Genomic DNA, 25,094 nt, shown 5'->3' with positions numbered 1-25,094 from the left:
TTTAAAAAAGTAGTATTATTTAATGACTTTCCCCTATCCTTGATAAGATTTCGTACAACAAGACATAAAAAAAAGGGTGACAGGTATGAAAATCAAACCGAAATCGACCCTTTTCGAAAGTCCGTCTTCCCAATAATGGCATTGATCAAAAAGGATTTTCCTAGTTGGTTGACTTCTAAAGCCTTTTTTACAGCAAACTTGAATACCTCGAAATTCTCAACTTTTTGACCTTCAACACCAAAGGCGTTCGGAATTTTTTCATAATCTGAATTTTCCAACATCACCGCGCAATCCGAACCCAAAAACTCGACCTGATCCCTCGCGATCTGATTCCAACAGCCATCGTTTCCGATCAAAGCGGTTATGGCCAATCCATGTCTTTGAAAAGTATCAAATTCCATTAGGCTGTATCCTGCACTCCCATCTCCATACAATATCCAAACAGGCCGATCCGGATAGACCAAAGCCGCCGCGATAGCAAATCCTGCCCCTACTCCTAAGGTTCCATATGCTCCGGGATCAAGCCAGGATAAGGGTTGTCTTACCCGCAAAGTATAGGAAGCAGTCGCCACAAAATCACCTCCATCTGCCACGAGAACCGCTTTTTCGGGCAATAAATGCTCCAGCTCACCAAGCAACTTCAAAGGATTTAAACCATTGATGTTTTCTTCAGACTGTTTGCCAATCTCCTCATCCCTCATCGAATCCCTCTTCCGCAAAGTATCTAGCCATTCCTGCAAGTTGATTTTCAAATGATCAGAAAGGGCTACCAAAAAACTACAGGGATCGGCTTGGATTGCAAGGGTTGGCTTTTTGTTGAGAAAAAGTTCTGTCTTACTCCTGTTGATGGAAATGAATTTTCGGCTGCCGATATGGCTACCATAATCCAATCGAAAGTCATTGGGCACTCCTGCTAAAATAATCAGGTCAGCTTCTTTGATGGCTTCCTTTCTTTTGTGCCGGATATGAAGTCTTCCTGATCTTCCAAGCAAACCTCTTCCCATACCACTGAGGAAAACAGGTATCCCTATTTGGTCTATCGCTATTGCCAATTGCCCGGCCAACTCGGGTTGGAGCATGGCACCGCTTCCCAAAATCATCAGCGGGCGTTTGGCTTTTTGGATCAGGGAAACAGCTTTCGCAAATTGTGAATCAGAATGCAGCGGAAATTTTGGCTTTGTGGGATGGGAATTGAAAATAGTCTTGTCCTTGTCCTTAAAAAGCTTTTTGGCATGTCTTTCTATGTACCATTGGATCGCCTTGTCTTTCAAAGTTTTTGAGCCTGATTTACTTTTGGCGCCATACCATTCTCGGACCATGGATTCAGGATACAATGTATCTATCGGACATTCTATAAACACCGGGCCGGGAACTCCCTCCTGTGCAATCCTAAAGGCTTTTTGCAATGTCGGTCCTATATCCTTTACTTTCTTGATGCTGACAGCCCACTTCACGATGGGCTTGATGATGGAGAGTTGGTCGATATCCTGAAGTGCTCCCCTACCTTTCAACATCGTAGCCGCAGCACCTCCAAGCAAGATTAGTGGAGATTGTGCCATTTGGGCGTTTTTGATGGCAGTAATGGTATTGGTCAGACCGGGCCCTGCAGTGACGGCGACGACTCCGGGAATCCCTGTCAACCTCCCTACCGCATCTGCCGCAAATACCGCGGTAGCTTCATGACGGGTATCTATGACCCTGATTCCTGATTTCTCAGCCCCAACAAAAATCGGTGAAATATGGCCTCCACAAAGGGTAAAAAGGAATTTGACTCCGTGGTTTAGGAGTACTTGGGCGATGATTTCTCCTCCGTTCATAGGAAGGAAGTTAATAAAAATCAGAGAAAAAGGGAAAGTGAATTTTCCTATTGTGAAGAAGAAATCGTCACAACACTTTCCTGAATTCCTGTCAAGGTAACCTGAACAAAAGTACTTTCACTTTCGAAAGGTAACTTGAGATTGGGAATGCTGAATTCCAAATTTATCCATCCGTCAAATTGATTTGCTTTGGCTCTTGATGCCTCCGATACGAAGAAAATCTGAGGCCCAACCTTCAAAGCAATGTTCCCCAAAAAATAACTTGTGCTTATGTTTTGGGCATTATAAATAAAGACTTTAAGCATCCCTTGCCCGGAATTATACAAAGCAAAGTATGGCATAGGAACAACCCTTGATGAATTTCCGAAGTCTCTGAAAGCAAATTGCCATCCATCTTCAGGCTTCATATCAGGATTGTTTATATTCATAGGATTTCCCTGTGTATACCAGGGAAAGGTGATTTTATTTGAACTGCCAATATTCTGAGGATAGCTAAAAACTTCTAGGTAAAATCCATCCATCCAAGTCCAAGTTGTATCCAGATTCGGATCAGTAGGTTCAGAAAAATCAGGCCAAACAAATGAATCCCGGTAAACTGTATCTTGAACCACCAAAGCATCTTCTTCCACTTTAGGAAACTGAAAATCGTCCTTTGGCAAACAGCCATGAAAACCAATAACTGAAAGAATTACAAGAAAAAATATTTTAGATGATTTCATAACGGATGGTTTTTAAAATTTCTTTTAAAAAGTTCTACGATCAAATATAAACTTTAGTTTTTATTTGACTATGAAATCAGTGATTAAATTTTTGTTATTTAAGGTAGTAAAGTACCTGATTATTTTGATCAAAAATCCCATGCTTTTAAAAAAAAACTTGTTTCTAATCAAAGAAAGACCTTCTTCTTGATACTTTCAAATCCTGAAGAATGGACGATTTGACGCGGATATCAAGGTTATAAGAGGTAAACCGGCCAAAAGGAATCCAACTGACATTCATCTGCCAACAGTGGAGATCCCTTGCCAAACCGATCATGGATTGAGTGAGTTGAGCCGTCATAAAATCATAACCGCCACTGTAGGTGATTTTCCACTTTTCGGAGATACTCAGGTCGCCGTTGATATTGATTGCAGAAGTGATGTTGGACTCGCGGCCAGGCTGTTGGTTATAGGCGATATTGAACCCAAATCCAAAAGACCATGGAATATTCCATTCGATGTATTGGGAGGGGTCATTGATGATTTGGTTGATTTCATTTTCCACAAACTCATTCAGCTGTCCGCCTTGCTGTAGAAAGTCATCGGTCATTTGGTCCCGCATTTCGCCTGCTTGGCCTCCCTGTTTGGCAGGATTGAGATTACCGTTGATATTCATGGTGACATTTCTGAATTTCCCGATCCCTTGTCCGCTTTTCCATGCAAATTGGTTGACCCGACGGCCGGTGACTACACCTGTTTCAGGGTTGGTTTTTACCAATTCCGCATAAGGATCCAAGGTGGCAGCAATGTTGAGTGACAGTTTATTGTCAAAAAATGAGGTTCGGGTATCCATCCTTATCGGGGCCAATTCGAAAGAATCTGCCGCAAAATTGTAATTCGTACTGATATTCAGGGTTTGCAGCAATGGTATTTTTTTAGTTTCCATCTCCCCTGACTCATCATATTTTTTCAACTTTGCTTCCAATGTATTCCTGATATTCATATTCAAGGATTTGGACTCTCCCAATGGCGCACCGCCAAAAACAAAACCCTGATGTCTTGAAAAGAACTGTGTCCTACCTGCAGAATCGATTTGGACATTTTGGTAGTAGCCAAAAGAAGGATCGGAAAAATCAGGACTGAAAGTAAATCCAAATGACGGCTGCATGTGGTGCCTGATAGTCTCTATTTTTTTATTCCTTTTGAAATTATAAAATCCATAAAGGTTGGTGTTCATCGCAAAGGAAGAATTATAGAAGGTCACTCTATTGAAGCCTGACTCCAGAATTTTATCCACCCTTTCCTCCACAGGATTGTAGAAAAAATTGGTTTTCTCCAAATACCAAAGTTCAGTCAGATTGGCTGAAGCAGTACCGGTGAAGTATTTGAACAATCGGAAATTGGAAGAAATCGGGATGGTATTTTTTGCTCCGTTGTTGGCATCTCTAAGGAGTTGAGGCAAATTGGCTAAGTTGAAAGGAATGTTATTCTGACTGTTACTGATTCCCTGACTCTGATCCACTACCTCGCTTGACACCCCAAAAGGAGGCGTTACCCGGTTGGTAATGGTATTCTGAAGGTTGAAATTCCAGGCTACGTTCAGCGTTTTGATCGGTTCAAACTTTGCATTTTGGAAAGGATTCTGCCTGTTCATGTTGACCGCGATGTCAGGCAAAATCAGATTCACTTCACCGGACTGAATGTTTTGGGAATGCCTGAGGTTGGCAGACATACTGAAAGGCGTACCTGAAAATGTTTTGCTGTAAGAAATATTCGAGGAAAATTCAGATTTGACATTTTGGACAAAACTGTTCGGGTTGACGACCACGTTATTGTAGTTGGAAGTACCGGCATTGACTGAAGCAGAAAATCGGGAATTGCCCCTTGACTCCGGCGAATGGCTCCAATTGACCCAAACTGTATTGTATTCCACCTTGTTCAATTCAGTTTCAGGACTTTTGAATTTTTGGTAGTCCACATTAAATCCACCACTGAAGCGGTATCTCTTTTTATACATGGTAGAGGCTTTTGCACCCCAACCACCATTGGAATAAATATCTCCGGTCACCCTCGTATGGATATAGTCATTGAAGGCAAAATAGTAACCAAAATTCTTTAGGAAAAACCCACGCACCTGTTCTTGCCCATAAGAGGGGAAGACAATTCCTGAGGCCTTTTCTTCAGGTGTGTCGGGGATAATCCCAAAAGGAAGTCCAAACGGGGTAGGAATATCATTGAAATAAAGGTTGAAAGGGCCGGTTACCACCTGCTTACCGCGTATGGATTTGATCCTGTTGGCATTGATATGCCAATGGGGTTCGGCGAGATTACAGGTCGTATAAAATCCATGGTCTAGGTAAATACTGCCATCCCGGTCTTTTTTGATAGTCTGACCGCGTAGTAATCCATCCTGCTGTTCGGTAACAACATCTTTGATGATCGCCTTTTGACTTTTGAAATTGTACCGCATTTCCTTGCGGATTTCATAGGACACAGCACCCTCTTTAAACAAGGGATTTCCTTCAATATTCCCAAGCGAATCTGTCACTCCTGAGGCAAAAATCTCGCTTTTCTCCCAGTCAATAATAATCAAATCGGCATCCAACCTGATCAGACCATATTCAAACCAGGCCCCTTTGTGCAGGTAGACTTTTTTGGTTTCAAAATCTGTAATGATACTATCTTCTGCGTAATACTTGATTTCCGTTTGGATATCCCCTTTGGGTGCTATCTTTGTACTGTCACTATCAGGAATGGTATCGGATTTTATTGCCGGCAAAGTATCCAAAACAGAAGGATTCACCGTTGGAGTATTGAGCACTGAATCCGGCGCGGTTATTCTGTTCTCTACATTTCTTTGGCTCTTTTTTTGTGAATAGCCTTCGTGAGGCATTGCCCACAAGAGTGAAAAGAGAAGCAAAAGAAAGCAGTTATTCCGCACTTAGTGATTTTAATTTATTTAAAAATTTGTAAAATTTGCCTGAGCAAAGTTAATAGTATTAACACGCATGAAACGCCCCAAAGTTAAAAATATTCTTATTATTTCGGTCCTGACGATTTCTTTCCTGCTTTCAGGATTTAGTTCCACAGGACCAAATGCTCCCGAATTCAAACTCAAAAGGATCGTCATCGATGCAGGCCATGGCGGAAAAGACCCCGGTACAGTTGGCGCCATTTCAAAAGAAAAGGACATTGCACTCAAAGTAGCCCTTCAGGTCGGGCAGTATATTCAGGAAAACCTACCAGGTGTAGAAGTCATCTATACCAGAAAAACCGACACCTTTATAGAGCTCAAAGAAAGGTCAAACATTGCCAACAGAAATAAAGCGGATCTCTTTATTTCCATCCATTGCAATGCTGCCCCAAGCAAAGCAGCTTATGGGACGGAGACATTTGTGATGGGAACCAAAAACTTTGAAGCAAACTTTGATATTGTCAAAAGGGAAAACTCCGTGATTCTCCTAGAGGAAAACTTTGAGGAACAGTACGAAGGTTTTGATCCTTCCTCTCCCGAATCCTACATGATGTTCAACCTCATGCAGAAAGCTTTTTTGTCAAACAGTCTTTCCCTTGCTTCGAAAGTGGAAGATGATTTCAGCAACCGTGTCAACAGGTACTCAAGAGGTGTAAAACAGGCACCGCTTTATGTACTTTGGACGACAAGTATGCCAAGTGTGCTGATCGAATTGGGCTTTCTCTCCAATACCAACGAGGAAAAGTACCTCAATACCAAAGACGGTCAGACTTACCTTTCTTCTGCGATATATCGTTCTGTGAAGGCGTATAAGGAAGAAATAGAGGCTTTGTAAATTGGTTATTGGGTTATTGGGTTATTGGGTTGTTGGTTATTGAAAAGTCCCTTAAGCAGTTTTTCTTCAAACTACTTGTATCTTGAGACTTTACCTCCTCAAGGTATTTCTTTTTACCGCAAATCTTTTCACTCCCTTTGATATCAAAAAACCTAGATTCATAATCGCAAAATGATTTTGTTTCTAAATCCATATTGATTTTTTATCCTGAACTTTTTCAGTGAACACTGCCACTGATCACTGTTACTGATGACTTTTCTAAAATTTTAGCTTTTATGAAATAAAAAATCCAACTTGATTCTTGTGGGTTAATTAAGTTATTTAGCATTCACAGAAAACTAAACCCAAGTGACTTTATGGACAGTGAATTCCAAAAAAACGAAGATCAGATCAAACAGCTGCTTTTTCATCTTCAAAGTAAAACAGACACAGTCAAACTCGGCGGTGGCAAATCCCGTATTGCCAAAGAACACGAAAAAGGCAAGCTTACCGCCAGAGAACGAATCGATTACCTGATTGACAAAGAATCCTATTTTCTAGAAATAGGGGCTTTGGCCGCCGATGGTATGTATGAGGAAGAAGGGGGTTGTCCGTCAGCGGGGGTTGTTACCGGGATTGGATATGTAAGCGGAAGGATGTGCGTGATCGTCGCCAATGACGCGACTGTAAAGGCAGGTGCTTGGTTTCCTATGACTGCCAAAAAGAACCTTAGGGCACAGGAAATCGCTATGGAAAACAGACTTCCTATCATCTACTTGGTAGACAGTGCGGGAGTTTTTCTTCCTATGCAAAATGAAATCTTTCCAGACAAAGAGCATTTTGGACGTCAGTTTCGCAACAATGCCCGCATGTCCTCCATGGGAATCATACAGGTGGCAGCCATCATGGGGAGTTGTGTGGCAGGAGGTGCCTACCTCCCGATCATGTCAGATGAGGCAATGATCGTAGACAAAACAGGCTCTATATTTTTGGCAGGATCCTATCTCGTCAAAGCCGCAATCGGAGAAACTGTTGACAATGAAACCTTGGGAGGGGCTAGTACACACTGTGAAATCTCAGGTGTAACAGACAACAAATACGCCAATGACCAAGAATGCCTTGACGCCATCAGGAAGATTTTCTCTAAAATAGGATCATTCGAAAAATCAGGTTTTGAACGTATAGAGCCACAAAAACCAGCAAAACCAGAAGCTGAAATCTATGGATTATTGCCTGCTGATAGGGTAAAACCTTATGACATGCTAGACCTCATTGTGAGGATGGTTGACAATTCTGAAATAGACGAATACAAAAAAGACTACGGTAAGACTTTGATCTGCGCCACTGCCCGGATCGATGGATGGGCTGTCGGCATCGTCGCAAACCAACGCAAAATCGTAAAAACCAAAAAAGGGGAAATGCAGATGGGGGGTGTAATCTATTCAGATTCGGCAGAAAAGGCTGCCCGCTTTATCATGAACTGTAACCAACGCAAAATCCCATTGGTATTCCTGCAGGATGTCAGTGGGTTTATGGTCGGAAGTAAAGCAGAACATGGAGGCATCATCAAGGACGGTGCAAAAATGGTCAATGCCATGGCCAACTCGGTTGTACCAAAATTCACCTTCATTATTGGGAATTCTTACGGAGCAGGCAACTATGCTATGTGTGGCAAAGCCTACGACCCGAGATTGATCTATTCTTGGCCAACAGCACAGATGGCCGTCATGAGTGGCGCCTCGGCTGCAAAAACCTTGCTTCAGATCAAAGTCAGTACCCTTCAAAAATCCGGAAAAGAAATCAAACCTGAGGACGAAGCAAAATTGCTACAGGAAATCACAAACAAATACAATGAGGAATTGAGTCCATACTATGCTGCTTCAAGACTTTGGGTGGATGGGGTCATTGATCCTTTGGAAACAAGAAAAGTCATCAGTATGGGAATCGAAGCTGCAAATCATGCGCCGATTACAGAGCGGTATAATGTAGGTGTGATACAGACGTAAGTCTTGAGACATGAGATTTGAGACTTGAGATTTGAGATTTGAAAGCATTTTAGGGTTTACATTCACGCTAAATCTTATTAAATTGGATATCAATTTTGCCCATGGAAAAACTCAGTGAAAAAGAACTTCATGCTTTGGTTTCCCTTTTGGATGATACCGACAGGGAAGTGAAAAGCCATGTGATTGACAGGCTGATATCCATAGGGCATCCTGTGATTCCGTTTTTGGAAAAAAAGTGGGAAGAAAGCTTCAACCCATCTATTCAGAAAGAAATTGAAGACCTTGTCCACAGGCTTCAATTCTTACAACTTAAGGAAAGACTTGTCGATTGGAAAAACTCTCCTGACCAAGACCTTTTGACAGGACTTTGGATCATCAATACCTATCAGTATCCCGATTTGGAATTTGAAAAACTGAATGCAGACATGCATCAGATTTATTTTGAGGTGTGGACAGCTTTCAAAAACGACCTTTTGCCTTATGAGCAGGTCAGGATCATCAATGGGGTTTTGTTCAACTCACTTAGGTTTTCCGCAAATACCAAAAATTTTCATTCACCGGGAAACAGCATGCTGAGCAATGTCCTCGAAACCAAAAAAGGAAATCCCATCAGCCTTTGTTCGATTTACCTCTTAGTAGCCAAAAAACTCGGCCTTCCTATTTACGGTGTCAATTTGCCAAATTTGTTTGTCCTGACTTACAAATCATCTGATGCTTCATTTTACATCAATGCTTTCAACAAAGGATTGATTTTTTCAAGAAAAGACATTGTAAACTATCTTGAACATCTCAACATCGAATCCCGAGAGGTGTTTTTTGAACCTTGTTCCAATATTGACATTGTTACCAGGGTACTTAGAAACCTGATAGTGGCCTTCGAAAAATTGGGGGAAATAGAGAAATCTGAAGAAATCAAGGAATTGCTTGAAATTATTGAAGGTTAATTCAGCTTCACATTACATCCCACTGCACGACTTGAAGCAGGGCTAGGATTACGCCTGTTTTGGATGGCAGTCAAAGCACTTTCCAGGTACCTGAGATTCGCATTTTGCGCCATTTGGGGATTGTTATCTATTGCTCCCCTATAAGCCACTGCAAAGCCTGTTGGACTAGGAGTAATTACCACAACTTCCGGTAATTTTGTGATTCCAAACTGCTGAGTTACCTTTTGATCACCATCCTCTAGAAATGGAAATGCTATCTTTTTTTCCAAAGCCCGCGCCTTCATTCCTGCGGAAGTTTCTTCTTCCTCTATGCCGATATGAGGATTGATCAAGGCAAAAACGAAACCTTCCGATCCAAATTGAGTGTTGAGGTTGACGATTCTTTCCTCATACAACTTGGAAAACGGGCAATTGAGACTTGTGAAAATCAAAACAACAGCTCTAGCCTCCTCATGGGATTCAAGAGAAAATTCGTTTCCTGATACTGCATCTTTTAGCTTAAAGTTCTCTACCCTTTGGGCAAAAGATGAGGAAACCAAAATAAAAGCGAGGAAAATCAGAAATGTATTTTTCATTTTCGGGTATGAATTGCGTGATTCAATAAATATACGGACAAACTAGCTACCAGACCGTATATGTGAGGACAATATCATTTTGCCATTCAATTTTCACCTTGTAGTGATGGTCCGAAAATTCTGTATTTTCAACCCTTCCTGAGATAACCTTATCCTCCAAAGTGAAAGGATTAAGCCTGATATTGTTTTTGAGACTGACACCTCTCCTGCCTTGGCATTTAAAGATGGATTCTTTAGCTGACCAAGCTATGGTATTGATAAGTGGATCATTGCCGAGGAAATCAATTTCATGTTGGTCAAGAAATTTGGGACCCAACCTGACAACCTTTTCTCTCACATAATCAAGGTCAATTCCGACAGGCATTTCTTTGTGAAAAATGGCTGCAGCCAAGCCCTTGGTATGTGTCATTGATACATGGCCGTAGCCATCCATGGGATGGGATTTGCCATTTTCATCTTTATAAAAACCCGGGTAAGGCAATAAAATACAATCAAGCGCATCTTTGATGGCAATTCTTGCCCCTTTCCATTCCATTTTTTTTTCAGGATGAGAAATATTTGCAAATGAAAGTTTTTCCCTAAAGCTTAAAAAATCAGTCCCATTTTGGGAAACTTCGTCAATATTCTTTATCGCCAAGGCAGATAAAGGACTTATTTTTTCTATTTTTGTTTGCATAGACCCATTATGGGAAGAAGCGCTAATCACAGCAAAATATGGTAAAAATCCAAGTAAATAAACTGCATACATTGACCGGCCACAACGATTGTATATATGCCTTGGCAGAAGCACCTGACCCAAGGTATTTTTTTACGGGTTCAGGAGATGGGATGGTTGTTTTATGGGATTTGGATGATCCAAAGGACGGAAAGCTTATTGCCAAGGTAAACCATTCTGTCTATGCTTTGGAGGTGGATTCACAAAGAAATCAATTGATTGTCGGTCATAATTTTGAGGGAATCCATGTGATTGACTTAGTTGACCAAAAGGAACTCTGGTCTTTGAATATTACAAATCAATCCATATTTGATATCAAGATTTCAGGCAACAATATTTTTGTAGGAACTGCTGATGGCATGATCATCGTCATTGATACCGAAACCAAAGCGGTCAAAAGACATCTGAAAATCTCCGAAAAAAGTGTCAGGGTACTTGCTCTAAGCCCAGATGGCTACCGCATCGCTGCTGGTCTAAGCGACCACAGCATCAAGGTTTTTGATCTGAATACACTCGAGCCTATCCATAACTTAATTTCCCACAGCAATTCAGTATTTGCCCTTGGATACCAACCTAACAACTCAGTCCTGATCAGTGGCGGAAGAGATGCAAGCCTCAAAATATGGGATGCTGTTGATTACAGCCTCAAACAAAGCATCGTCGCGCATTTGTATGCCATTAATTATTTGGCTTTCCGAGAAGATGGCAGATATTTTGTAACTTGTAGTATGGACAAATCCATCAAAGTTTGGGATGCCGAATCCTTTAAACTTCTCAAAGTCATTGACAAAGCGAGGTATGCCGGACATGGCACTTCCATCAACAAAGTGGTTTGGAGCCGGTACAACCAAAACATTATTTCCATCAGTGACGATAGAAAAATCTCCATCTGGAACCTAGAATTTTGAAAAACATGAACATAACCTCTAAAGAAATTAGCCAAAGGTCCTTCGAAAAAAACTTTCGGGGATACGACAAAGACGAAGTAACCGCTTTTTTGGGCGTATTGGCAGACCAATGGGATAAATTGCAGGGTGAGAAAAAAGACCTGGAAAGGGCCCTTGAAACCAGTCAACGGGAGGCAAAAAAACTCAAAGACGTGGAAGAGTCCCTTTTCAGAACCTTAAAAACAGCTGAAGATACCGGCGCCAGCATCATCGAAGAGGCTAGTGTCGCGGCTTCAGAAATCATGGCCGATGCGCACCACAATGCAGATTCAATGGTCAATGAGGCGAAAAGAAATTCCCAAAACCTGATCGAAACTGCCGAGGCCAAGGCAAAACAGATCATGGAAGAATTGAAGGAAAATGTAAAAAGCCTCGTAGAAAGCTATGAAAAACTCATCAAAGAAAGAGAGCTAATCATCAAAAACATGAAGCGGCTTTCCGAGGATCTGGATGACAAGATCACCACATCCAATGAGTCTTTCAAGAAAGTAAACGTGCAGGTTCATGCCAAGATAGTTGATGAACTCAGCAGGGCAAAAGCATTTACGATAGCAAATATCTCTACTGTACAGGTGGACGAAGCACCGATGACCAAGCAGGTCCTACCCGAAGAACCAAAAGAAATACCCCATATTCCATCCGAGGAAAATGTCGCCGAGACCATGGAGGTAGAAACCATAGAAACCATCCAATCAGCAACAGAACAAATTGAAACAAATGGTGTAGGACCAAAACAGGAATCCATAACAGACGTGGAAGAATCCAAAGCTGAAGAGTTGGAGGAAATGAAGGAGGATGAAAAATCCACTGAGCCCAAAGCAAAACCTGACAAAGGAAGCTCATTTTTTGACCAGTTTGATTGATGGGAAAAGTATCGCTTGAAGGTATCGAATTTCATGCTTACCATGGTGTCTTTTCAGAAGAGACCAAATTGGGCAACAGGTTTACGGTGGACATCCACGTAGAGACTGATTTCCGCAAAGCAATGTTGGATGATGACTTGAGGTCAACAGTGGATTATGCCAAATTGTACAAAATCGCCAAGGCACACATGCTCGAGCCGGTTAAATTATTGGAACACCTTGCCCATCTGATGATCGAGGACATCAATAAAGAATACCCTGACCTCAAATCAGTAATCGTCACCATCAAAAAACACAATCCTGCCCTCGGAGGCGTAGTCAATTTCTCCGTAGTGACAGTGACCTATCCAGAAGATTATGTTTAAAACACGAATCCTAGCCCTCCTATTCCTATTTGCATCCCAAGTGTCTTTTGCCCAAACAGAGCCTTATAAAATCTTTGATGGCAAGGGAAAGGAAGTCTCTTTTGAAAATATTGTCAAAGACTCCAAGAAGTCTGAGGTCATCTTCTTCGGTGAACTCCATAACAACAGCATCGCACATTGGCTACAATTGCAGCTTTTGAAAAGCCTTCATGAAAATGCTGGGAATGTGGTTCTATCCGGAGAATTCTTTGAAAGGGATGACCAATTGAACATCGAGGAATGGTTCGCTGGCAATATGACGGATAAAAATTTCGAGGCAGAAGCCAAGCTTTGGAACAACTATCAGGTAGATTACAAGCCGATGATGCTCTTTGCCAAGAAAAACAACATTCCTTTTGTGGGTACCAATGTTCCCCGAAAGTATGCTTCCATGGTAAGCAGAAAAGGGCTTTCGGTTTTGGACAGCCTTTCCGAGGAAGCCAAAAAATCCATTGCATCTTTGCCGATAGAAGTGGACAAAACCCTTCCTGGGTACGTGGGCATGAAAGACATGATGCACGGGTCCGGCATGAATGCAGACTATATGGTAGAGGCACAGGCCCTGAAAGATGCTACAATGGCCTACTCATTATTTGACTATCTCGAAAAAGGCAATTCCATTCTCCACATCAATGGCTCCTACCATTCCAACAATTATGAAGGAATCATTTGGTATCTTAAGAAAGCATACCCAAAAACCAAGATCCTGACCATCTCCACTGTAGAACAGGAAAGCATCAAAGAATTGGAAGAAAAATCAAAAGGCATCGCAGATTTCATCATGGTATTGCCAATGGATAGTCCCAAAAGCTACTGACCACCGATGTACTCTGCTGCCGAATCCTCAAAAATCAGACAGGATTTTTGGACTACTTTTGGCCAATACATGAAGCCCGTACCTTCCGCCCAAGGATATCGGATCAATTGGCAGAATTATAAAACCGGGGTGAAAGATGTCTATTTCCGCATGAAAACCGAGCGGGATTTCATTTCCATCGGTATAGAAATCTGCCACAGGGACGATGAACTGCAGCAGCTTTACTTTGAGCAATTTGTGGAATTCCGCAAACTGCTGGAAGCTGAACTTGAAGAACCTTGGGATTGGCAACTGCACCAATTTGATGATTTGGGAAAAGTGGTTTCCCGCATCCAAAAAGTCAAAATTGGGTTGAATGTATTTGACCAAAATGATTGGCCGGCGATCATCAGTTTTTTGAAGCCAAGAATCATCGCTTTGAATGCTTTTTGGGCGAACATCAAACCTGCTTTTGAGGATTTATGAAACAACCTTTGAGGTCTACTCTTTGGAAGAATTAGGACCTCGAAGGTTTTAAACCAAGAAATTACAATTACACTTTTTCAAGGAAAACCATTTATTCCAAAAGAAGGTCCATTGGTAGGTATTCTTCAACATTTATCTTGTGCACTTTTTTGAATTCTTCTAAATCCCCGAACCACCCTAAAACCTCCTCTCTTCTAATTTTTGAAGGTTTTGAGGACAAATAAGAATTGTAGGATGAATATTTCCAATCTGAAGGTTCTAATCTCAAGCCATGTTTAACAGGATTGTGATGGATATATATAATCAGTCTAGTAAAATATGTGTCCGATTCTACTTTTTTCCTCTTAAATTTTCTTTGGAATAAGCCCCCGTTCCTACTATATATTTTATTAAAACTTTTGGTGTAGGCGTTCAAAAAATCTCCAATTGATTTTACAATTTCTTCATCATTACAATTGTCTTTAACCCTAACCATAAAATGAAAATGATTAGGAATTAAGCAATATGCCATTGTCTCGAAATAAGGATTTAGGTATTTTTCATATTTGGTTAGAAAAAAAAAATAATTTTCTCCTTCTAAAAAAAGTTTTTCGCTTCCAATAGCTCTGCTATAAAAATGATATATATAGCCTGATTCAAAAGTGTCAGCATTCATTTCAAAATTTACAAAAAACTGTTGTATAATTTATTTCATACTAAAAAATATTGTATAAAGACCTTCGAGGTTCAAAAAAACCTCAAAGATCTGGTCCGAAAACCTTTGAGGTCTCGAATGCCGCGATTTAAGGACCTCGAAGGTTTAAGCTTTAAAATGGATCAAATAGAATTCTCGTAATTGAGAGACCTTCGAGGTTCAAAAAAAACCTCAAAGGTCTAATCAGAGAACCTCAAAGATCTTTAAGAAAATCACACAATTACCTTGGTTGTTCCGCCGCCTTTGAGGGTGATATCAACAGGTTTATTGGATTTCCAGCTTCCTCCGGTAAAATCCGGAACATCAACGGAATTGGAACGGTGGGCTACCGACCATTCACTCAAGGGCGAAACAGCTGACCAAAGCGCTGCATCGTACACATCCTGATCCAATGGAAGCCCATTTCTCAGGCAGTCAATCAATCTCCAATCCATCATAAAGTCCATGCCTCCATGGCCTCCGATTTGCTTGGCTAGTTCCCCTACTTTCCGGACGATTTCCGGAGTATATTTTTCCTCCAAAGCTTTCATTTCTTCTGTCTTCATCCAGCTGTGCCCCTGTGCGACTTTTGGCTCAGGATATTTTTGTGCGTAAGCTTTGGTTCCGCTGACTGTATGTAAACGGGAATAAGGTCTCGGTGAAGTCACGTCATGTTGGATCATGATGGAGCGTCCTTTTTGGGTTTTGATGATGGTGGTATTCATATTTCCCCCAAATTTCTTTTCTGCAAAAGGCGCAAAGAAATCATCTGTTTCTGCCAGTTCTTTGGCTTTGGCTCCCATATGAAAATCCGCACTTGACAATGAAGTCAGGTAATTCATTTGGTCTCCTCTATTGATGTCCATAATCTGACAGATCGGTCCCAATCCATGGGTGGCATAAAGGTTTCCATTTCTATAGTTTTCCTTTAGTCTCCACATGTCCTGATAGCCACCATCGCTTGTTTTCATAAAATTCAGCCAAAGCAAATCATGGATATACGCTCCTTCGGTATGGATAATTTCACCAAAGAATCCATCTCTTTTCATGTTGAGTGTCATCAATTCAAAAAAGTCATAGCAGCAGTTTTCTAACTGCATGCAATGTTTTTTTGTACGCTCGGAAGTTTCTACCAACTGCCAGCATTCCTCCAAAGTCCTTGCTGCAGGAACTTCCACGGCGGCATGCTTGCCTGCTTCCATGGCATAAACTGCCATCGGGGTATGCCATTCCCATGGCGTAGCAATATAAATCAGGTCCAAATCCTGTCTGTCCACCATTTTTTTCCAGGCATAGGCAGAACCTGAATATCCTTCAGGCTTGTGTTTTGTCCCTTCAAGTTCCTTTTTCATCTTTTCTACCCTTTCAGGAATAAGATCACAAAGTGCCTTGATTTCCACACCTTCGATTTTGCTCAGACGGTCTACAGCACCGGGTCCTCTTTGACCTAAACCAACAATCCCTATCCGGACTGTTGGAAGTTTTGGGGCTGCATATCCTGACATATTGAAATGCTGGGAATGGGTCCTTAGGCTTTGAAAAAGGACTTGCTCGGGGGTTTCAGCTTTAGCAAAATCAGGCAAAGCAGACCCTACCAAACCGAGACCTGCAATCTTGAGAAAATCTCTACGGTTATTGCTCATTGATAATTTTTAATTAGCGGTTACAAGTTTAGAATTTGAATTTAGGGTTTATTCCTTTTTGAAAAAGAACCAAAGCTAAAAATTGGTAAAAAATAAAAAAGCAACCCAAAAAAGGATTGCTTTCAATAAATACGTAGTACAAAATTTTATTTCTTAACGGAGCACGTATTGAGTCCCACAATAGAATACAGCGGGCAAAAACTTACAAGGCTGGTCAATAAGAAAACAGCCGCAACAACGACAAGTACAATGCCCAATGTGCCGGTTACAATTCCGCCAAAATAGAGGTATGCCGCAATAAGGGCAATGATGGTACGGATGATTCTGTCCGCAGATCCCATGTTCTTTTTCATGATTTTTGTGTGTTTAGGAGTGAAATAAAAAAACCAATCCAAAAATTATTGACAGGCAAATGGCGCAGACAGCAATCAATTTTAAAGCGGTTTTCATTGGATTAAATTTAAATCAAACCACACCTACATTCTTATGACTTTTGTCACACAAAAAACTAACCTTCCTTATTCTTTTCGAAAATTACTGAAATCAGAAAATAAAAAACCATACCGACAAAAAGAAAACTGAACGGCAGCGCAAAAATGATAAGCAACTGACTGACAGATTGAAGTAGGCTGTCTTTGCCCAACAAAATCACCACAACCGTGAACAAGGCAATGCTAATACCCCAAAATATCCTGTACCTTCTCATTGGCTCGGCCTTACCTTCGTCGGTAAACATGCTCAACACATATATGGCCGAGTCCACAGAGGTAATCAGGAATGTGAAAACCAGAATCGTAGAAACGGTATTACTGAATAATGGATAGGGAAAAAGAGAAAAGAAATTGAACAGGGCACTGTAAATGGAACCGAAGCTTTCAGCTGTGGTTTTGCCGCTTTCGATCAATCCAAAAGCATTTGATCCAAACACTGTAAACCAAATAAAAGTACCCAAAGCCGGCACAATCAATGTTCCGGTAATGAATTGACGGATAGTCCTACCCTTAGAAATCCGCGCTATAAAAACCCCGGTAAACGGCGCCCACGCCAACCAAAATGCCCAATAGAAAAATGTCCAATCTGTCAAAAAGGAATGGGCTACTTTTTGATCTCCGATATTGAGACTCACGGGTACGAATTCCAACAAATAGATTCCGAGTGACTTGAAAAACATCCCGACCACCATCAACTCGCTTCCGACTATCCATGTGAAAAGCAATAGAAGGGAAGCGAGACCAATATTGACATTGGATATAATTTTGATTCCACGGCTTAGGCCCAAGAAAGCAGAGTACATAGCAACAGCACAAACCAAAAGGACCAGCCAAATGGTAAGGTTGGAAGGTATTTCTTCTAAGGCCATCCAATACGCTACCGCATCCAGCAATTGCCTGCTGCCCAATCCTACCGCAGCCACTACGCCCAAAAGCGTACAGATGATGGTCAGGATATCCATCATTGTGGCCCAAATGGTTTTTTGAAAGCGCTTTTCTAAAACTGAGGAACTGAGGATGGTCCCATTTTTTTCATACAGGTTGTAGGCAATCACCAATCCGAACAATCCATAAAATGCCCAAGGGGTAAGCCCCCAATGGAAAAAAGTGTATTGCAGTGCAAACTCCCCCTGTGAAAGCACTGATTCTCGAGGAGGATGGGTATAATAGAAAACAGGTTCCTGAACTGCCCTCAAGAGCAAACCTGCCCCCATTCCCGTGCTATAGAGCATAGCAATCCAGGAAAACCAAGAGTATTCAGGCTTTTCCTTTCCCAATTTTCTCTTTCCAAAAGGAGAAAAAGCAATGGCCAACAATATCAAAACCGAACCCAAACCCAACAGCAGATTGAAGGTTCCAAAAATCTCAAGAATATGAAAAGTCCATAAACCAAGTTTTTCTCTAAAAGCTTCAGGAAACCAAAAAGCAAAAACCAAAAACAGGACCACAAACAACCCCGACCCATAAAGGGTATGTTTTTGGGTATTTGTAGGCTTGGTGAAAATCTTCAAAACTGTTTCATTTTATTTCGGAACTTATTTTATTTTCAGATCCTTTCCGACTTGATTTTATTGCCCTAAAAACCTGAAATAAAAAAATGTAGAGGAAAACTGCCACCGGAACAGCAATTATAAGCCAACTTCCAACCGCCAAGATCAACCTCCCGGAATATTTGGAAATGACTGCAAAAAAACCCTCAGCATAGGCATTTTGCAAGCTTTCGATGTCCATTCCCAAAGTCTCAAACCCAAACAAAAATTCTCCAACCCTAGCAAAAGGGATAATAAGTAAGATTTGGACCGGTGTCAAGATATAACTGATGGCAAGCATGATGGGCATATTCAGCCTCATCTTTAAAGCCAAAAAAGCCAAGATAAATGTCGTTGTCCCATAAATAGGAAAAACCCCGATCAATACCGCCACAGAGATACTCAATGCAAGTTCTTTTGGAGAAAGTCCCTGTTTTAGGAGATTGGTAAATTTTTGACCAAGATTTCTTAACCGCATTGCTTATAGATTTTGATTGCTCAAGTCAAAAAACCGGTTTCTAATCTGAAAAATAACTTCTCATCACCAATTGGGCTTTCTTGTTCTGTGGTGTAAAATCAGGGTCTCTTTCTCTTACCTGTGGATACCATTTCCAAAAATAAACACCAGCCAACCAATCTTTTTTCCAGGCAGTCTGAAAAAAGGCTTCATAACACAGTGCCTGAACTTCCTCAGAAAGTGGGATTTCTTTTCTTTCATTTGGCCAAACCCAAGGTTGGATGGCCGCATCCTCTGTATTGCAATAGCCGATTTCAGTAAAAATCACCGGTTTCTGAAATTTCCGGACAGTCTTTTCAATTTCCCTGCTTTTCTTTTCCCATGAAGAAACCAGTTCGTTGAGTTCAGGATTGTGATTTTCACTTAAAGGAAAATAAGCCTGAATGCCAATGTAATCCAAGGCATCCCAAAATTCAATCTGTTGATATTCTGTAAAATTCGCGGCATATACCAATTCACCTTTGTAGACAGATTTGATTTCAGCTATTACCTTTCTCCAATCCCCTTCACGGCTACTCGTCATCTCCAATTCTGTGCCGATGCACAAAATGGGAATCTGGTTTTCCTCAGCGAAACGGGCAAAATAAAGAATGAAGGCGGTGTATTGCTCAAACCATTTTTCCCAGTCTGCTTCTGTTTTCATGCTGATGGTTCCCGGCCAACTCCCTCTCACCCAAAGATGTGGCTTCAGGATACTTTCAATGCCCTTTTCCCTGCCAATGGAGGTGGTTGTATTCATCCCCTTGAGAGATTCTCCCCACCACATTTTATCAGAATGCTCCTCCCATTTGATTTCAGGAAGGTTTGGATCCCCTTGCCATCCAAATGGTGTCTGGGAAATATGGCTCACACCAAAACTCACCAATGTATCCAATTCCCATCCTTCCAACGGATTTCTGCTTCCGACCCAACATACTCCCTTGTGTTTATCGGCGATAACAATGCCGATATTTTCTTCGGCAGCCTGATTTTGATAAGTCCAGATCGCAAGACTCAGCAAAATCAACACAAGCAAGATCAGAGGTCTTTTCATTTTGCTATTGTTTGGTAACGGGTAGTTCCACCACCACATTCTCTAAAATGATTTCAGAAAGTAATTCCAATTTACCTTCTTTAAACAGGTTTTCCATTTCTTCCACCGGGGTATTTTTGTCTTCGGGCTTATAATTTTCATAATCCTGAAGTATCAACCCGGCGATCTCATGTTTTCGGATAGCTTTACGAAACCTCACTCCGCCACCGTCTGTATGGTAAGAATAGGCCATATAGTCTACAAGATAGGTATCGGCATTGATCCAATAGATGAATATGTCGTCAAAATCCTCTCCTCCACCCTCTTCCGAAAAAGTCACTTTGACCTTGTGGTACTTTTTTCCTTCCAGCTCAGCCTCACCCAAATAAGATTTAAAAACCGCCGCATCATTCAGTCCATAAGGCAAAAAAGTAAAATAAGCTACAGAATTGACTGAGTTGGAAAATGCCTTAACCCTATCTTCTGGTAGGCTTACTTCCTCCCCGTTGATTGTTCTGACAAATCCGTCATTATTCAATACGTCTTTGACCTGACCTGTGGAGTCTGTGAATTCTCGGGTATATTGAAATTTGGAAGAGTTTTTGGATATCTCATAGTGCCTGTCCCTAAAATCAAAACTGATATTACTTGTTTCAAATAATTTCCCCCCATGTGCTTCAATGGATCGGTCCACTATTTTTTGGGACTCTGAAACAGGCTTACAGGATTGAAAAATAGACCAGGAAAAGACAAGAATAAGGGTGATTAACAAATTAAATTTCATGATTCTATGGAGTTTAAGGAGTCGAATTACGCTGTTTGGACTTGTCATTTGTGTCAATCTCCCGACAGTTGGAATTTAATTCTTTTTAGAATTTAAGAGTAAATCAGTTGAAATTATTTACTGCTAAGCTTTTGTTCTTCAAAGACAATCAATTAAACACATTTTACTATTTTCAATTGATCGTATCATTCCAGTCTCAATTTAAGGATATTGTTGGTATACCTATTGATCTTATCTGTTTAACTTCAAAAGCAGGCAGTTTTGGTCAATTTTCTTGATTTAAGGAATTTTTATTTTGAATTATATGAATCAATAAAAAGCAATCTAAATAGAGAAGGGAAACAAGCCTGAAACCTGTTCCCCTTCCCTCTTTTTTCATTTTTTTTTTAGAAATACTATTTAACGTAAAGCTGGTTAAACAACAACTTGAAAGTATTGTGTGCCTGTGCCCTGAAAGTAATCTCAGGTCCGAAAGCCACCAATTTACCTTTACCGATCGGAGCTTCAAAAGCTACCACACCGTTTCTTAAGTAAGATTGTCCCCAAGCCCATCCAGACACCAATGGTGATTCTGTTCCGAACCAAGCCAAAGGTTTGATGCCTTTTATCAGTGCATCAGGGGCTAGATTGAATACCGGACTGTTGTTGAATACCATGTTGGCAGATTCTCCCATTCCCCAGTTTGCTGGAGAAGATGGATCAAGGTTTGCTTTCAGGATACTCCCTGGAATGTAATATTTTTCACCTGTCAATTGTCTTTCTCTGCCATCTGGAAGTTTTTCCAATAATGCATTCGTCACCGGAAGGCCAAGGTCGTAAGCAAGTGAAGTACTTGCTCCAACTGCCACCACATTTCCACCGGCTTCCATGAATTTTTTCAATTCAGGTACTGACTTGTCTTTGGTCAGGTTGCCAAGGAGTTTGTGATATTGTGCATCGATGTCTTCTGCTTTTGGCATGCCACCCCAGCTTCTGATGGTACCCGGTGCTCCTGCACCTATAAATAAGATAACGTCATATTTGGCTTTAAGATCACCTTTGTCAATATCCTGAGGATAGATAACTTGGAAAGGAAAATGGTATTGCTCCATCATCCATCTCACCCAACCTGATGGCATAGAACCTCCATAATGGTCAAACAAGGCAATTCTTGCAGGCTTGATTTTGACTGCACCGGAAGGCTTAGAACTTGCTACCAATTTGACTCCAAATTCTTTTGCCGCTTTTTCCAAAACTGCTTTGCTACCGGTAACATAGAAGCTTCCTGCAGGCAAACCTGAAGCAACAGCAGTTGTCCTTGAAACATCTACCCCAGATTTCAATAAATCATTGACGGCAATAAATGAATTGTTAGCTCTCGAATCTATCAAGAACCCTGAACCGGCAGGAACTTTCATCGCAGGAAAACTTTGGATCTCACCGTAAGCTATTCTTTCAAATGGTCCATCAAAACCATCTAAAATTCTATCAAACTCCACACCCATCTGAAATGCCAATGTCCAACCTGCCGCATCATAAGGACGCTTTGGAGGACCTCCGGGATATTCGAAATCGTTAGGGTGATCCTGGGCCTCAAACATATCCAAAACGTGCGGGCGGAAAGCCTGCGCAGCCTTTACGACATAGGAACCGGAAGGATATTTTTTGCCATTTACAGTAAAATCTGCCGTTGCTTTGTGTACCAAAATTCCAGATTTAATCAGGGCATTGACAAACCTAACAGCAGTAGGAAAGTCGGCCTGGTCAGAGGGGAGAATAAATCCCCGAGGATCGCGAAGGTCCATATCCTGAAAAACCGAATCGAAATATTGCTTTGGCAATCCGCTTCTCATACCATAAAATGCCATTTCAGGATCTTCGGCTGACTTCTTTTCTTTGGCTTTGTCATAGGCGGCCTGCACAGCTGCAGATCGTTTTGGATACTTTGTCCAATAATCCATATTGCCTCGGTCGATGCTGTTTTTCCCCATCTTATAGATGTTGTAAAGGATGGCATCGTCATTTCTGCTTGCAAAATCCAAAATCGCAAAGTTGAGCGAAACAGAATAGTCAATGGATCTTTTGAAATTCCAAGGCTGAGGCTCGATGGGAAATGGAGTCGCATGGGTCGGAATCAACCTCTCTGGTACCAAAGGAATGTCTGAAGGTGTTGGGCCACCGGTGATTTCGGTTAGGATTCCGATCATGTTGTGGAAATACGGGGTGGTACGCAAGCCACCGTTCCACCAAGATGAAAACACCGAACCGCCAAGACGTGTATAACCGGGTCTTCCTTCCAAATTGAGTCTGTTGATCATCGCGGCACCGACTCCATCCAAACTCGTCATGATCAATGGATCAAAGACGTGGTTGAAAGGATCTCTATATGGCGGTCCGGCTACGACAGTACCTGCAGGTGAAGTCTGATGATGGTTGTAGATGATTTGGGGAAGCCACTCCACATATTGCTGAAGCGAAGTGTTGGTGGTTTCCTTCATGTTCATCATGAAAAAATCCCTGTTGTTGTCATGACCCACGTACTTTTGGTACATGTAGGGTGAAGACATATTTCTCTTTTTGACATCAGAAGGACCCATGTACCAATTGGTAACAATCTCTTGTCCGTCAGGATTGACCTGTACCATCAGGATGATCAGGTCGTCAAGGAAGCGGAGGATTTCAGGATCATTGCTGCTGACCAATTCGTAGTAAGTCGGAATCAACTGGTGCGAGCCTACAGTCTCTGTAGAGTGCAATCCACCATCGATCCAAACCACAGGTTTCCCCTCAACAGATAGCTTTTTGGCTTCTTCTTCTGTGATTTCGGCCCTTGCGAGCAATTGGGAAATCTCTTTATACCGGTCTAATTTCTTATGGTTTTCGGGGGAGGTGATAATCATCATCGGCATTTGTCTTCCTTCTTCCGTTGGTCCGATTTCGACGAACTTTACTCGGTCTGAAAGGGCAGCCAGTTTTCTGAAATAAGCATCCGTAGCCGTATAAGTGGCCAATTTGTAATCTTCCCCTATCTCAAAACCAAAATGTTCCTTTGGGGTTGGGATGCTTTGGGAAAAGGCAGTAGTAAAGGTCAACAAACCTACTATTGCCCACAAGAAGTAAAATTTTCTCATAAGTATCTGCTATTAGGTATTTTTTTCAATTTAGCACAGACCTTTTTCCAAACCAAAAGCGGGATTGTAATCGGAAAGAAAAAGGTTTGATTGGTCATATTCCAAATTCAAATTGGTTAAATTTGATCTTACTATTTCCTTTCATTGCAGTAGGCATCTTTTCTCCTTACCGTCACGCCAACAATATCTATTTTAAACAGTTCTAACCAAAAACTTACTCTATGTACAAAATCATCATCTACCTCAATCTGATCCTTATCGGCCTCATTGGCTGGAAAGTATCCGAAAAAGAAACCGTAATCGTTTCTGACGAAATCACCATGTGCCACACAGGTCCTTCCGAAATGATCGCGTTCCTTGACGATCCCAAGTTCGTGGCATTCCATCCGTCACCTGTTCCTTTTGACTTTGATCCATTGGGTGAAATGACAACTTTCCCAACATCCGATGGTAAAAAAGCAAATGGATATCTGATCAAAGCAAAGAAACCATCAAACAACTGGCTTTTTGTCTACCAGGAATGGTGGGGTCTCAATGACAATATCAAAGCCGAATCAGACAAATTTTACACTGACCTTGGAGGAAATGTCAACGTGATTGCAATCGATATGTATGACGGCAAGGTAACTTCCAATCCACAGGAAGCCGGCGGATTTATGCGAGGCACTGACGAAAAAAGACTGGAAACCATCGTCCTTGGTGCGAGGGATTTTGCAGGTAAGGATGCCAAAATCGCCAATGTTGGCTGGTGCTTCGGAGGTGGATGGTCATTGAAATCCGCACTTTTATTAGGCAAACAAAACGTGGGTTCCATCATCTATTATGGCATGCCGGTCCGTGATGTGGAGCAATTGAAAACACTGAATTCTGATGTTTTGGGTCTATTTGCCACTGAAGAATACATCTCCAAAGCAGTCATTGAAGAATTTGCCGGTGCGATGGACAAAGCCGGAAAAGAACTGGAATACAAGATCTTCCCCGGCGTACATGGATTTTCAAATCCTTCCAACCCAAAACATGATCCTGAATTGACCAAAGAGGCATATGGCATGGCTTTGGGGTATTTGAAAGGAAAGTTTGAGTGAGGTAATTAGAAGATTGAAAAATTAAGTTTAAGAAATAAAAGAGTTTAAAGGTTGGTAGAAAGAAATGGGCTTTTGCTTTATTTCTTCTATCAACCTTTTCCATTTTTAGTGGTTTTTAGTCCTAGATTTTTTAGGATCAAACTGACAATTACTCATATTCTTTCTGTCGATTTTTTGTAATCAGATAAAAAAACCTGAAGAGAAATTGAAT

At 41.3% G+C, this 25,094-nt stretch carries 23 protein-coding genes; 9 read left to right on the top strand and 14 right to left on the bottom strand.

Annotated features, from left to right (window positions below; all coding sequences use genetic code 11):
- Positions 1–92 precede the first annotated feature (92 nt).
- From NU887_RS02050 to NU887_RS02040, 3 genes are all read right to left on the bottom strand, one after another.
- On the bottom strand, positions 93–1,817 hold the full coding sequence (locus NU887_RS02050) for a thiamine pyrophosphate-binding protein (protein WP_258421689.1): 1,725 nt from the start codon (positions 1,815–1,817) through the stop codon (positions 93–95).
- 47 nt (positions 1,818–1,864) lie between these two features.
- On the bottom strand, positions 1,865–2,536 hold the full coding sequence (locus NU887_RS02045; RefSeq protein ID WP_258421688.1) for a hypothetical protein: 672 nt from the start codon (positions 2,534–2,536) through the stop codon (positions 1,865–1,867).
- Positions 2,537–2,699: 163 nt separating this feature from the next.
- Positions 2,700–5,408: a putative LPS assembly protein LptD gene (locus NU887_RS02040; RefSeq protein ID WP_258422040.1), complete on the bottom strand. Its 2,709-nt coding sequence runs from the start codon at positions 5,406–5,408 to the stop codon at positions 2,700–2,702.
- Between the two features lie 115 nt (positions 5,409–5,523).
- On the opposite strand from NU887_RS02040, the gene NU887_RS02035 reads away from it, so the two are divergent.
- Positions 5,524–6,324 carry an N-acetylmuramoyl-L-alanine amidase family protein gene (locus tag NU887_RS02035; RefSeq protein ID WP_258421687.1) on the top strand — a complete coding sequence of 267 codons (801 nt, stop codon included), beginning with the start codon at positions 5,524–5,526 and terminating at the stop codon, positions 6,322–6,324.
- Positions 6,325–6,337: 13 nt separating this feature from the next.
- Here the strand turns inward: NU887_RS02035 and NU887_RS02030 are convergent, their stop codons facing one another.
- Positions 6,338–6,517, bottom strand: a complete 180-nt coding sequence (locus tag NU887_RS02030; protein ID WP_258421686.1) for a hypothetical protein — start codon at positions 6,515–6,517, stop codon at positions 6,338–6,340.
- A 163-nt stretch (positions 6,518–6,680) separates the two neighbouring features.
- Between NU887_RS02030 and NU887_RS02025 the strand changes: the two genes are divergently transcribed.
- Positions 6,681–8,309, top strand: a complete 1,629-nt coding sequence (locus NU887_RS02025; protein WP_258421685.1) for an acyl-CoA carboxylase subunit beta — start codon at positions 6,681–6,683, stop codon at positions 8,307–8,309.
- 101 nt (positions 8,310–8,410) lie between these two features.
- On the top strand, positions 8,411–9,253 hold the full coding sequence (locus NU887_RS02020) for a transglutaminase-like domain-containing protein (protein WP_258421684.1): 843 nt from the start codon (positions 8,411–8,413) through the stop codon (positions 9,251–9,253).
- On the opposite strand, the gene NU887_RS02015 is transcribed toward NU887_RS02020, so the two are convergent.
- Complete coding sequence (locus tag NU887_RS02015) at positions 9,250–9,828, bottom strand: redoxin domain-containing protein (protein WP_258421683.1); 579 nt, start codon at positions 9,826–9,828, stop codon at positions 9,250–9,252. The two genes, NU887_RS02020 and NU887_RS02015, sit on opposite strands and share 4 nt — an antisense overlap.
- 46 nt (positions 9,829–9,874) lie before the next feature.
- Positions 9,875–10,504 carry a 4'-phosphopantetheinyl transferase family protein gene (locus NU887_RS02010; RefSeq protein ID WP_258421682.1) on the bottom strand — a complete coding sequence of 210 codons (630 nt, stop codon included), beginning with the start codon at positions 10,502–10,504 and terminating at the stop codon, positions 9,875–9,877.
- A gap of 38 nt (positions 10,505–10,542) precedes the next feature.
- Here NU887_RS02010 and NU887_RS02005 point away from each other — a divergent pair, with 38 nt between their 5' ends.
- From NU887_RS02005 to NU887_RS01985, 5 genes are read left to right on the top strand one after another with little or no spacing between them, the layout of a single operon-like run.
- On the top strand, positions 10,543–11,451 hold the full coding sequence (locus NU887_RS02005) for a WD40 repeat domain-containing protein (RefSeq protein WP_258421681.1): 909 nt from the start codon (positions 10,543–10,545) through the stop codon (positions 11,449–11,451).
- Between the two features lie 5 nt (positions 11,452–11,456).
- The gene (locus NU887_RS02000) at positions 11,457–12,353 is read left to right on the top strand and encodes a DivIVA domain-containing protein (RefSeq protein ID WP_258421680.1); all 897 of its coding nucleotides are present in this window, start codon (positions 11,457–11,459) and stop codon (positions 12,351–12,353) included.
- Positions 12,353–12,718, top strand: coding sequence for a dihydroneopterin aldolase (folB, locus tag NU887_RS01995; protein WP_258421679.1), 366 nt, complete (start codon positions 12,353–12,355; stop codon positions 12,716–12,718). The genes NU887_RS02000 and folB overlap by 1 nt, the downstream gene beginning before the upstream one ends.
- Positions 12,711–13,574, top strand: coding sequence for a ChaN family lipoprotein (locus NU887_RS01990; RefSeq protein ID WP_258421678.1), 864 nt, complete (start codon positions 12,711–12,713; stop codon positions 13,572–13,574). Before folB ends, NU887_RS01990 begins: the two co-directional genes overlap by 8 nt.
- Before the next feature lie 6 nt (positions 13,575–13,580).
- On the top strand, positions 13,581–14,039 hold the full coding sequence (locus NU887_RS01985; protein ID WP_258421677.1) for a DUF4268 domain-containing protein: 459 nt from the start codon (positions 13,581–13,583) through the stop codon (positions 14,037–14,039).
- A 91-nt stretch (positions 14,040–14,130) separates the two neighbouring features.
- Here NU887_RS01985 and NU887_RS01980 read toward each other — a convergent pair whose 3' ends face one another.
- The 8 genes from NU887_RS01980 to NU887_RS01945 all read right to left on the bottom strand — a co-directional run bounded on the left by NU887_RS01980 (position 14,131) and on the right by NU887_RS01945 (position 23,798).
- A complete protein-coding gene (locus tag NU887_RS01980) occupies positions 14,131–14,694 on the bottom strand; it encodes a transposase (protein ID WP_258421676.1) in 564 nt (187 codons plus the stop codon).
- Between the two features lie 251 nt (positions 14,695–14,945).
- Positions 14,946–16,355 carry a Gfo/Idh/MocA family protein gene (locus NU887_RS01975; RefSeq protein WP_258421675.1) on the bottom strand — a complete coding sequence of 470 codons (1,410 nt, stop codon included), beginning with the start codon at positions 16,353–16,355 and terminating at the stop codon, positions 14,946–14,948.
- 146 nt (positions 16,356–16,501) lie between these two features.
- Positions 16,502–16,708, bottom strand: a complete 207-nt coding sequence (locus NU887_RS01970) for a YgaP family membrane protein (RefSeq protein WP_258421674.1) — start codon at positions 16,706–16,708, stop codon at positions 16,502–16,504.
- A 155-nt stretch (positions 16,709–16,863) separates the two neighbouring features.
- Positions 16,864–18,357 carry a BCCT family transporter gene (locus NU887_RS01965; protein ID WP_258421673.1) on the bottom strand — a complete coding sequence of 498 codons (1,494 nt, stop codon included), beginning with the start codon at positions 18,355–18,357 and terminating at the stop codon, positions 16,864–16,866.
- 7 nt (positions 18,358–18,364) lie between these two features.
- Positions 18,365–18,853 (bottom strand): DUF2062 domain-containing protein, encoded by a 489-nt coding sequence (locus NU887_RS01960; protein WP_258421672.1) that lies wholly within the window; start codon positions 18,851–18,853, stop codon positions 18,365–18,367.
- A gap of 40 nt (positions 18,854–18,893) precedes the next feature.
- Entirely contained in the window at positions 18,894–19,925 is a 1,032-nt protein-coding gene (locus NU887_RS01955) for a glycoside hydrolase family 113 (protein ID WP_258421671.1), read from the bottom strand.
- A 4-nt stretch (positions 19,926–19,929) separates the two neighbouring features.
- Positions 19,930–20,688 (bottom strand): DUF6503 family protein, encoded by a 759-nt coding sequence (locus NU887_RS01950; RefSeq protein ID WP_258421670.1) that lies wholly within the window; start codon positions 20,686–20,688, stop codon positions 19,930–19,932.
- A 395-nt stretch (positions 20,689–21,083) separates the two neighbouring features.
- Positions 21,084–23,798: a M14 family metallopeptidase gene (locus NU887_RS01945; protein ID WP_258421669.1), complete on the bottom strand. Its 2,715-nt coding sequence runs from the start codon at positions 23,796–23,798 to the stop codon at positions 21,084–21,086.
- Between the two features lie 221 nt (positions 23,799–24,019).
- On the opposite strand from NU887_RS01945, the gene NU887_RS01940 reads away from it, so the two are divergent.
- Entirely contained in the window at positions 24,020–24,883 is an 864-nt protein-coding gene (locus NU887_RS01940; protein WP_258421668.1) for a dienelactone hydrolase family protein, read from the top strand.
- Positions 24,884–25,094: the final 211 nt, after the last annotated feature.

The organism is Aquiflexum gelatinilyticum (genome assembly GCF_024741135.1).
GTDB lineage: Bacteria > Bacteroidota > Bacteroidia > Cytophagales > Cyclobacteriaceae > Cognataquiflexum > Cognataquiflexum gelatinilyticum.
Note: the sequence above shows the minus strand (reverse complement) of the source record. Positions and strands in the feature narration are given on the sequence as shown.